The 11,381-nt window shown below is 51.8% G+C and carries 8 protein-coding genes; all 8 read right to left on the reverse strand.

All coding sequences use genetic code 11. The annotated features are described in order from the left end of the window. Positions 1-15 precede the first annotated feature (15 nt). Positions 16-1,554: a phage tail sheath family protein gene (locus MKX63_RS31890; RefSeq protein ID WP_341022909.1), complete on the reverse strand. Its 1,539-nt coding sequence runs from the start codon at positions 1,552-1,554 to the stop codon at positions 16-18. Between the two features lie 216 nt (positions 1,555-1,770). Further along, positions 1,771-2,343, reverse strand: coding sequence for a DUF4255 domain-containing protein (locus MKX63_RS31895; protein WP_341022911.1), 573 nt, complete (start codon positions 2,341-2,343; stop codon positions 1,771-1,773). A gap of 2 nt (positions 2,344-2,345) precedes the next feature. Beyond that, positions 2,346-4,685, reverse strand: coding sequence for an ATP-binding protein (locus MKX63_RS31900; RefSeq protein WP_341022913.1), 2,340 nt, complete (start codon positions 4,683-4,685; stop codon positions 2,346-2,348). 175 nt (positions 4,686-4,860) lie between these two features. After that, positions 4,861-5,421, reverse strand: a complete 561-nt coding sequence (imm47, locus tag MKX63_RS31905; RefSeq protein ID WP_341022915.1) for an Imm47 family immunity protein — start codon at positions 5,419-5,421, stop codon at positions 4,861-4,863. Between the two features lie 191 nt (positions 5,422-5,612). Further along, positions 5,613-6,068 carry a DUF600 domain-containing protein gene (locus MKX63_RS31910; protein ID WP_341022917.1) on the reverse strand — a complete coding sequence of 152 codons (456 nt, stop codon included), beginning with the start codon at positions 6,066-6,068 and terminating at the stop codon, positions 5,613-5,615. 11 nt (positions 6,069-6,079) lie between these two features. Then, on the reverse strand, positions 6,080-10,120 hold the full coding sequence (locus tag MKX63_RS31915) for a DNA/RNA non-specific endonuclease (protein ID WP_341022920.1): 4,041 nt from the start codon (positions 10,118-10,120) through the stop codon (positions 6,080-6,082). 159 nt (positions 10,121-10,279) lie between these two features. Then, positions 10,280-11,077 (reverse strand): DUF1906 domain-containing protein, encoded by a 798-nt coding sequence (locus MKX63_RS31920; protein WP_341022922.1) that lies wholly within the window; start codon positions 11,075-11,077, stop codon positions 10,280-10,282. Positions 11,078-11,102: 25 nt separating this feature from the next. Next, positions 11,103-11,369 carry a hypothetical protein gene (locus tag MKX63_RS31925; RefSeq protein WP_036700963.1) on the reverse strand — a complete coding sequence of 89 codons (267 nt, stop codon included), beginning with the start codon at positions 11,367-11,369 and terminating at the stop codon, positions 11,103-11,105. Between the last annotated feature and the right edge of the window lie 12 nt (positions 11,370-11,381).

Here is an 11,381-nt window from a genome sequence, read left to right on the forward strand (position 1 = left end):
TCTCCTCTCAATCTCTTATTTGGATAAGGTCTTCTGGCTGACCCGGATGACTACGAATTCAGCAGGTTTGACCGGGGCTACGCCCACTTCGATAATCAGCTGTCCGGCATCCCGCACGGCAGGCGGATTGTTCTCCTCGTCCACTTTGACGAAAAAGGCCTCTTCCTGCGTGGTTCCGTAGAGCGCACCGTCTCTCCATACGCGGGTCAGGAAGGCGGTGAGATTGCGCTTGACCTTGCCCCACAGGCTCGGATCATTCGGTTCAAACACGACCCACTGGCTGCCCTCATCCAGCGACTCTTCAATGTACATCATCAGCCGCCGGACGTTGACGTAACTCCATTCCGAATCGGCGGACAGCGTTCTGGCTCCCCAGACACAGATGCCCTCCGGCAAGGAACGGATTACGTTGATGCCGCCGGGATTCAGCAGCTCCTGCTCCGCCTTCGTGATGATCTTCTCAATCCCGACTACGGAATCCAGATAGCCGTCGGTGGTGCCTGCCGGTGCTTTGTGGACACCGCGAACGGCATCGACATACGCATACGTACCGGCAATTGCCCCGGACGGCGGCACAAGCTTCTGCTTCCCGGTCAGCGGATCATTAATGTAGACCCAAGGATAATACAAGGCGCCGTAGGACGTATTGAATGAATTGCCCGAATAATCGCCCGCCCCCTCCTTGAAATCCTTGACCTCCATCGGACTTAAGCCATGCGGAGGATCTACGATGAAGATGCAGTCTTTTCTCAGCTTGCAGTAATTCAGCATGTCCAGGATGGTGCCCCGGCTGTACGGCATATCTGCAAGGTCTGGAGCCGCTACAATGTTAATGCCGTCAATCGTATCGAACGCGTGGATACCGGCCCGCTTGACCGCATCACCCAGGAAGTCAATCGGGGACATCCCGTTCACACCGCCGCTGAGGGACAGGGCTGCTTCATTGAACGCCGGCGTTTTCTCCATATTCTCCAGAATGGTCAGGTCCACCAGCGGCTTCACACTGACAAAGGCGGATACCTGATTCACCTTTTCTTCAAAATTGATCAGCAGCATGTTGTCGAAGATTTCGACGATTTTGCCCTCTTCGTCTTCTCCGCTGTATTCATTATTGAAATCACTGTCCAGCAAATACTGCACAATCATCTTAAAGCCGAATTGCTGCTTGTTGGAGGACGGGCCGATCTTGACCGAAATGCGGTTGCCCCACTCCCCTTCCGAACGTGCAACTACCTTGAACAAATCCAGATTATCGGTATCGCGAACCGCAAGCGAAGCCGGCCGGATGTCGGTGGATGCGGCTCTCACTACATAGCAGGAGGTGCCTCCTTCCGCAAAAAAGTTATACACGGCATAAGCCAGATAGCCATTGGGGATAAACTGGCCGAACTCATTGACGAACTGGCTCCAGTTGGTGACCAGGACCGCTTTGCCGATGACCCCTTTTTCTGCGATTCCGACGAAGGCCCCGACTGAGGTGCCCACACCGGCAATCGGCTTAACCCCGCTTGAGACTTCCTCCACATACACACCTGGCGATAAATAATTTGCCATCTCTTACCCTCCTAAAAAAGTTAAATTAGCATCTGCTTCTGAGCGAAACCTTCGGCAAATCTGGCTAAGGAAGCATAAACTTAAAGTTAGATCAGCTTACACAATCCAGTTAGTCGCAGCTGCCTTTGTCTGCGGATTATCCGCTGGTACGGGTGCCTTGCATGTCATTCCTCCATGAATCACTCCCTTCACAGAAGCAGTCATTGCCAGCTGTGTCTACAGAGGATGAACGCCCAGCTCTTTCACCTCAACCCGCGGAATCAGGATCGTCTTATCCGCAGGCAGCCGCACCGGCGACACCAGATAGGACAGGCTCACCTTAGCCGGCTTCCCGGGGAACACCTCCCACAGCTGCTTGATATCCTGAATCGTCAGGTTGTTATAGGAGATCCGGATCTTCTCATTGCCGCATTCGGCCAGGTTGCCCCGCAGATCGCTGCCGCTAAGCACCGGATGCTCATGGAACAGCTGAAAAATCCGGCCCAGGATCAGCTGCTCGGTCTCCCTATCCTTGGCATACGGCGTGAGCAGATAGTACAAATCCAGATAAGCCGGCGGATACATGAACTCATTCTTGCCGCTGGTTGCTTCCTTCTCACTGTTGCGCATACTCGGGCTATGGCTCAAATAGTACAAACACATGGACAGCTTCATCGTTGAGCTGTCAATGTCACTCGGAGAGCCGAAGCTGATGAAGCTGTCATCGTTCAGTTCAGGCACATGTGCTTTCAATAATGCCTTCAGGCTGGTGCTGACATCTCTTATTACCGTACCTGTATCCACAGCCATCCTTATTTCACCTCGATCAGTGTGTGATAGGGCGCATAATCCGATTGCAAAAAGGTTCTGCCCAGCTTCAGATACTCCCGCTTGGCTGCCAGCATGATCTGCTTCATCCCGATGGAACAGCCCTCATGCGCCGCATAAAAGGCTGCATTCAAGGCAATGTTCTTGATGTTGCCTCCGGCCAGAATGAACTTCTCCGCCATGAAGCCGTAATCCAGGCCAGGATCAAGCGGTGCTCCCGCCGGGAACATTCCCCGCCAGATCCGGCTGCGCTGCTGCTGCTCCGGGAACGGGAATTCCAGCTTGAAGTGCAGCCTGCGGGCAAAAGCATCGTCCAGATTCTGATTCAGGTTAGTCGCCAGAATCACAATTCCCGTATACTCCTCCATCTTCTGCAGCAGGTAGCTGATCTCCACATTCGCGTACCGGTCATGCGCATCCTTGACCTCAGAGCGCTTGCCGAACAAGGCATCCGCTTCGTCGAAGAAGAGAATGGCATTCGAAGTCTCCGCCTCATCAAAAATCCGCGACAGATTCTTCTCGGTCTCCCCGATGTACTTGCTCACAATCTGCGAGACATCGATCTTGTAGAGCTCAAGGCTCAGCTCAGTCGCAATCACCTCAGCGGCCATCGTCTTCCCGGAGCCCGGCGGCCCCGAGAACAGGATGTTTAGCCCTCTGCCGAGCGACAGCCGTCCTGCAAAGCCCCACTCTCCATAGACGAGTGCGCGGTATTTCACCTGACGGCAGATTTCCTTCAGCTGATTCAGCTGCTCTTCGGGAAGCACCAGCATGTCCCAGGTATACATGGCCTGGACCTTCGAGGCCAGTGCCTGGATTCTGCGGCTGGACTGGAAGTAACAGGCTTCGTAGAGATCCTTCGCGCTGATCCCGTTCTCCCTGAAGCCGTTCCAGACGGCGATATTTTCACCGCCGTTCAGAGCGGCCCGGATCTGACTTGCCGTGAAGCGGAAGCTGCCGCTGACTTCATCCAGTTCCATCTGCGGAGACAGCTTATACTCCTGACCCATGGAAGTCCATGCAGCCTTGCGGGCCGCCGCATCCGGAAAGGGCAAGTCGATCTGCATGAAGTTCATAGGAATTCCGGTGAAGCTGAATCCCCACTGCGCTTCTCCAAGGATGAACGACAGCGGTGCATAGTCTGCCAGCATCTCCATGAGGAGCCGAATCTGCAGACTATAGCGGTCATCCTCTGTCACCAGGCTGTCTAAGCCGGTGAAGCAGAGGGCCGTCTTCATCAACAGCGCATGCCGTCCAAGCAGTCTCAGCATTTCGCTGAAGTCAGCCTCAGGGCGCAGCAGCTTCTCCAGATCGGCAACCAGGACAGAGAGTCCCAGGGTGCCGCAGACCTCGCGGATACCGCCCAGCTTGAGAGCCTCATCCGGGCCGCTTACGTATAGCAGGCTGCCAGAGCTACCGGGGCTGCCGGCTCCGCAGCAGCTGTAATGCTTCACGAACCGCAGCAGCTTCTGCTCCAGCTCAGCCGAAAAATGGATCTGCTGCGGAAGAGGCACCGTGCTAAGCTTCGCCGCCTTCGTCAGACGCTCATCCAGCACCTCATAGCCGAGCAGCAGATTCACCGCCCAATCCTCCAGCTTCAGCGGCCGGGCGATTAAGGGAATGCGGCTGTCGCCGTACTCCCCTCTTCGCTCCAGCAGCAGCTTCATCAGCGGCGCACGGACATCGAACAGCAGGCGGGCCGCCTGCCGCTCCTCCTCTGCCCCGGCGAATACCCTCAGGACCCAACCCACCGTAGGGCGCTTGTCCGACATATCATTCTGCAGGTAGGCATAGATTCGCCCGTACTTGCCATCCAGCTCAGGCGCCAGACAAGCGACCAGGATGCTTACCTCCAGCCCTGACAGGTTTAGTGCAGAAGCCACCTCCGGGAGAATGAGCCTGGGAGCGGGACTGGGTGCCTGCCCTGCTGACGGGTGGAAGCTAGTCTTCAGTCTGGCAGCGATCTTCCGTTCCAGATGAGCAATTTCCGCTGTTAAGAGATTGATGTAATGCTCATCTTCAGACTGGACATCCAGCAGACTGCGGATCTCCCCGTCCACAAGCTCCAGCTCTGCATGCGGCTGCGGTCCTTCAAGATACCTGAGCTTAAGCCGGAGCTCCAGCAGTTGCAGCTCTTCTGCAAGATGCTCTTGGTTCGAGCTGTAGGGCGGAGCGGGTTCGCCGTTCTCCTCTCGGGGAGCTGCTGGTTCGTGAGCGGAAGCAAGTGCAGCAACATAAGCAGCGGCTGCGCCAAGCTCGGCAGCTTCGACCCGTTCCACATCATCAGCAGACTCTGCTGTTTCCTTTCGATAGCTTCTAGCCAATTTTTTGAATTTCATCGGCAGTTCTGTCCTCACTCTATATTTTCTTGTTCATATATAAAGTAAGTTTTAGGAGGGGGATTACAACTGGGGGAGGGGGGAATACAGAAAAAAAAAAAAAGCACTCCTATGATTTAATAAGAGTGCTCTGTTTTTTACTTTGTAGTGCTTATTAGACTTAACGAACTCTATTTCCGTAAAAGTACTTCGCTCCGACTTCCCAATCCATCTTAGATATTTCGTCGACATACCCATATACATCTTTAAGCAGTTCAGCATCTACGATAGTACCATATTGAACCGGGCATCTGACACCACTCCAAACGGAAAGTAAGGATGGATAGACATTCGTTAGTACAGGAGTAGATTGGTTTAGAGATATCACTGACTTCTCTATAATTTTTTTAGCTATAACTCCTGGAAGAACAGGTTCACCGAAGTAATAATAGTTTTCAGGGTCTACACTCTTTATGAAATCCATATAAAAGTGTCCAATCTCATCTACAGTTGCATCTTCACTTAATTCTTCAGAATAGTCTAAAAAAATATCTAATGAATTCCTTATCGTTCCTTCAACGCTCGTATCCTCCCATTCTTCCAGCATTGCTAACAGATAAGGAATTGCATCATAGGATAAAGTACTAACAGCGCTTGCTGCAAAAGTATTTGCATTTAATTCAGATAAGTTGCTTAGGAACAATAAGTCCTCACTGTTCAACAAATCTTTATGTGCTGCCACCCCATCTTATCATTTGAAACCTGAATCACGTCTAGCAAATATATATACTTTTTTTCTGATATAGGTTTTAAAAAGAGGCCTGGGAAGAAAATCACAAACAGTCAGAGAGGTTTCAGGAAACTCATTAATAATAAATATAAAAAAAGCCGATTGTTCAGTCAATGGCTGAATTCGGCTTAGTGTAGTATCAATTACGATAATTTCCCCATCTCTTCGAACCACTCTTTAAATACGTGATCTGATGTCTTTTCGGGATCATTCGAGTAAATTAAATTGTAGTTGTAGGTTGCATTCAGTTTATTATTTGCTACATCATAAACAAGCTTCATCTCTGTCGGCATTTCTCTTTTGTATTCTTTACAAATATTATATAACTTTAGAAGGTCTTCATTACCCGCATCGAGAAGTGCAATCTGGCGATTTCTCGAAACATCATATAAAATTTCTGAATGCTCTAACGCATCATTTATCTTATTTTTCTGCACAATCTTATTATTAATCTTGTAGAAGACATCAAATCCGTAATCTCCAACTTCATAAGTTGCGTAGATAAAAATCATATCCGCTCTATTATTAACATACTCTATACAAGTCGAAACCATATCTGCTTGTAGTTCCGAAAAATAATCTTCAAATACTTTTGCCATACATCTTCCTCCTAATTTGATAAATTCTTAATTGTAATATTTCCATCTATTTCGTAGATTACTTTAAAACCTGAAGGTCTGAGAGAATCAATGTCATATAATAATTTCACTTCAACTGATACATGCTTTGGTGGTATTTCTTTTAACGCTTTCGCCCATAAATTCTCTAATTTTTTGTATTTACTTAAATTAACTGCACTTGCTTGAGAAACAATGTTATCAATTTGTGCTGATCCTCCAAACCTATCCCCTGCAAGATGGCCTGCATGGTCACCTTTCGCTTTCCCTGGGGTATTCGAATCATGCGGTAATCTTTGCTCTCTTGCAGTTAATTTCAAATCATCTGCTTTAAAAGTTTCAATTCTTCCAAAATGATCTGTTTCATAGTCATATTGAAATTCACCAGTTTTGTATTTCACATTAGCTTTTAGTTTACCTGATGCATCGTATGGTGTTGAGACGAATGTTTTCTTCAATGCTGATTTTTCAGAAACCTTAATACTATCAAAATCAATCTTCCCGTCTTTTCTTGCAACTGCAGCATTATAGAAATCATTTCTTTGGGACTCAGAAAGGCTCTTAATCTTATCGAGCTCTGCCTGAGTATTAATCCCTGCTTTTCTTCCATCCAGACTATCAACTTCTTGAATCGTCCCATCAGCCAGCAACACCCAAGGATTAACCTCGCCGTAAAGACGAATATGCTTGCCCTTGCGCACCAGCTTAAACTTCTTGAACTTGAACTTCTGCAGAATCCGGTCCAGCAGGCCCCGGAGATTTTTGGCCCCCTTCACGAGCCCCTTTTGCAGGCTCTTGATCACGATTTTACCATTACGTATAATCATGCTGCCGCTCTTGGAGGCCAGCTTGGCTCCGGATTTCAGCAGGCTCTTGATGCCTTTGGCTCCTGCGCCTACAACGTTCTTCACCCCGCTGGCTGCCGCTCCGACGCCCTTCTTGACAGCTTGTCCGGCTTTCTTGAGGTCAACTCCGACAGCTTTGAAGCCGCCCGCCATCGCCAGCTCAACCAGCCCCATCGCCAGTGCAGTAGCGAGCGCAATTGCGGCAGGTTCGATCATCTTCTGCCAGCCCTGGCTCAGGTAGGTGCCGATGTAACCGGCGGCTTGCGCTATGGTTTGCGCAATAGACACAATTGCCTGAGCCTGCATCACAACCGTGATAATATTAATAATAGGGGGAATAAGAACAGTAATGGCACCGCCACTGATGACAAAAGCTGCGCCAACAGCAACCAATACTCCCGCTATGCCCGCAAGCAGCTGTAATCCATGGGCCTTCATCCATTTTATTACAAATGATTTAATTTGGTCAAACAACATTTTCGCATTATTCGCACGTAGCTTGACACCATCGGCTATTTTGCCGCCAAGGCTCTGATTGGCTGCTCCGGTGTCGAATTCCGCCATTATACTGTCCATTGTAGCCGGGTCGCGGCTGCCGGACATCTCTTTGGTTTCTCCGTCCTTCAGGTTCGCCTCCTGCACCAGTGCAGGGTCCATCTCGCCCTGCTCCACCGACTCCATCTCGATATCCTCGGCGCTCAGCTTCTCGCCCGCTGCCGCACCAGTGCCAGCTCCCTCAGCCTGCTCTACAGCTCCGCCTTCTGCTGCTCCAGCGCCCATTGGCTTGGAGATGTCTACCCCAAGAAGATACTCCCACATCTTCCCTTCCAGATGGCTGAACGAACGCTTCGCCGCCTTCCCGAGCGCTCCTATACGGACGAGCACATCCAGGAACGTCGCAATCAGCAGATTGCCGAGCGTTGAGATCAGCTTGGAATAGAAGTTCTGTACTGCTGCCAGCGCCTGATCCACCTTCGAGGCCAGGAAGTCCATAACTTGAGTAACCTTGGTCTTGAGCTTCTGGGCCAGCTGGTTGACCGCTTTAATGGCCTTATTGACAACTCCGTCAATCTTGCTGCATATCTTGGCTGCAATGCCGGGGAACTTGGCAAATACAACGGTTACCAGCTTTTTCAGCAGCACACCCAGTCCCTTGATCAGGGTTGTAATCAGCTTGCGGCCCAGTTCAATGATGCCCAGCACAGCCTGCTTCGCTTTGTCAAAAATAAACTTAACCGCTTTGCGGAGACTCTCAAAAATGAAGTTGACTGCTTTCTTAACGACTTCGACGACAGCTTCCAGCTTATCCTTCACCCAGCCGAGGAAGCCGCCCTTCTTCTCTTCCTTGGCCTTCTCCTGTTCATGCTTGCCGTCTGCTTCCTTCTTAGCTTTACTGTAGGCCTGCGTCGCTTCCCGCTCCGCTTCAGACTGCTTCTTCTGAGCTTCCCGCTCTTTGTCTGTGCGGACGCTGTTGATCTCCTGCTTCTTCTGCTGGGCGGCTGACCCGGCCTGTTTGGTATAGTCCGTCTCGGCAGCATCCAGCTCCTTTTTCCACTCGCCCTGCAATTGGGTGACTTCTGCTTTGGCTCCAGTCTGCTGGCTGATCTGCTTGTTCTTCGCCTCGGTCTCGGCCTGCCGGATTTGTGCCTGGCTGTCGGCTTTGGAGCTAAGCACTTTACTGTCGAATTTTGCTTGTTCCTTCTTATATTCTGCCTGCTTGGTACCAAGCTGCTTCTTCATCTCTGGAGCCAGACTACGGTTCAGTCCGGCAGTCATATCTGCAGGCAGTGCCAGCGCAGGCAGCTTTTTGGCCCCGGGTGCCTGCCCGCCTTTCAGCCCTGCAGCAGCCTTCACCACGGTGCCATCCGGCTCGGGATAGATCTCATTCTCCCCGAACGGCTGCTTGATCTGGCCCATCTCCGCCTGCTTGGCTGTGCTCACCTGCTGGGAGGCCTCCTGATGAAAACCCTCCAGTTGGGAGGGATCTGCCTCCCCGGTCATGCTGATTCCCGGCGGCTGGGCGGCTGCGGAACGGATCTCGCTTAACATCGCCTCCGGATTGCCCCCGGAACCGGATGAACTAATATTCATTTTGTCCAGCTTCCCTGCACTAACAGCCCCGCCGGTACGCTCGCTTTTGAAGCCTTCCTTCACAGCGTGCTTCAGTGCTGACGGTTTCTTCCGGGCCTGCAGGACCTTCCCTTTCAAGCCGGTCGGTACAGGAACAGCAGGCAGCCCTTGTTTGGTCTTCTGCGCCTGCTTCGTGAAGGCACCGGAGGATACATTCACCGCCTGGGCATAGGCCTCCCCCAGCTCTGTAGGCTGAACCTGTGTCAGCTGATCCAGAATCTGCCCCGGATCTTCACCGCTGATCTTCACCGTCTTACCCTTCGCCGGCTTCTCCTTCCCATCTCCTGCTAAGGCACCGAGTGCTGCTCCAAGCGATGGCTCCTTGGCTGCTTTCTTCGGTGCATCTGCTCCTTTGGAGGCGGCGGACTTCTTGGCTGGCTCCGGCGCATCCTCTCCCTGAGCTGCTGCGGACTCCTCCGCCTTTCCGGGATTCAAAGGTTCCGCAGACAGCTCTTCCCTGGCTTCTTCTGCAGACGGAGCGTCTTCCTCTCGTTCTGCCGTTTCAGCTTGCCCCTCTACAGTGGCCTCTGCTCTCCCCTTCGTCCGGGCAGGTGCTGGCGTCTTTTTGACGGCTACGGGACCTGAAGAACTGCCGCCACTAGCAGGCTTAGTTTGTGTGACAGACGCATTAGCGCCTCCTGCCTGCCCCAACGGCTCCTGCTTACTCTGCATCTTGGCTTCAGCCGGAGCGCTGGCTTGCTCTGCTTCTGCTTGCACCGGTTCCGGTGAATCCTTATGCTCTTCCACTTGAGCTTCTGCGGCCACGCTGTTACTTGGTCCAGCCGCCTGTGTTCCATTGTCTGCCTGCTCTTTCTTCTTCCCATCCTCCTTCAGACTCGATAACAACTGAACTACAGCCCGGTTGCCGAGTGTGCGCTGGAGTGCCAGCTTGTCTTCACGGCTTAAGGAAGCCGGATTCTGGCGGACACGCCGGATAATCTCTACCGGGTCTGGTTGTTTCGCGGCTGCCGGGCGAATGAATACCTGCGGATTGCTGTATGGTTTATGGCCGCCGGATGCTTTATCTTTCTCCTTACTTACGGTTGCTTGGGTCTGCAATGGAGTCCCCCCTCTGTAAAAAATCGATCCTATAGATAAAGTAAAATCCATAGCGCTTTTTACAGCTGAAGTTATAAATAAATCCATTCATTCTAATATTTATGTATAATTACATGTCAAAAAGGCCGCCCAAAGGCAGCCTGTAACCCTTCCTCCTGATTAACGATTATTCGGGTCTGCCGCTTGGCCCGAGGCTTTGCGCAGCTCATTCGCCAGACGGTGAAATTCTTTTCCAGACTCTGCATTACCTGCTGCCATATAAGCTGCTTGAAGAAAAGCAATGATTTTGCCCGCATCCTCTTTCTTCATCATATAGTCTTTCCCCTCTCCGTTTGCATTGCCTGGTACAGGAACCGCGGCAGACTGTGTGCTCCACCAGCCGGCTTCTCCGCTGGACTGGTTGAGGTCTACATTCACTCCGTGAACCGGTTGACCTAGTCCCTTGGGACCGTTGTCATATTGATACAAGTGGATACCCTCTGCTTTCCGGCCTTTACTCCAGGCATACGTCTGCCAAAAGCCGGTGCAGGCCTTAGCGGCCATTGCAGCTTCAATAACCGTAACGCTCCCGTAGACACCCGACTGGTAATTCCGGGCGGCTTCTCCCGCTGCCGTAATATACTGGATCACCGTGTCCATCTGCTTCGCTGAAGCGTCGAAATCAACGGCAAAGTAGATCCGGCTCCCGGCAGGTTGTCCAACCGCAAGAGCCGTCTGTGCGGCAATCGCCCCGTCTGTCAGACCGGCTGCACGGCCTCCCAGCGCACGGCTGGCGGTCGTTTCATACACAGAGACAATTTGCAGCCCCGCAGCGCTGATAGCAACCGCCTCTGCCTGGGTTAACCTTTTCCAGCCGGAGGGCACGAGGTAACGGCATACGAATTCGTAGCCATCCTCCTTGAATTTCTTTGCCAGTGTGCGTGTTAGCGGTGCTGCGCAATCAAAGCCTTTGGCCATTCCCCCATCTCCTTCTTCCTGTCTGCTACCCGATTAATATTTTCATCAAAAGTCCCGCTGCGGCAATGCACATCCCCACGCTGCTAATGATCGTGCCCACCAGCCAGCGCTGATTCTCCCCTTGCCTGAGCTTCAATCTGGACAGCTCATCCCGCATCTCATCCATCCGCAAATGCGCTGACTTGCTGCTCTGCATGGCCTCAAGCGCAATATCCCTTGCACTGTTCATGATGTCGAGCTTGGTTTCCACCCGGGTCAACCGTTGAAGGATTTCATTCATGTCGTCTGGCATATCGTACCCCCG

Origin of the sequence: Paenibacillus sp. FSL R7-0179 (assembly GCF_038002265.1) — a bacterium.
Classification (GTDB): Bacteria; Bacillota; Bacilli; order Paenibacillales; family Paenibacillaceae; genus Paenibacillus_AQ.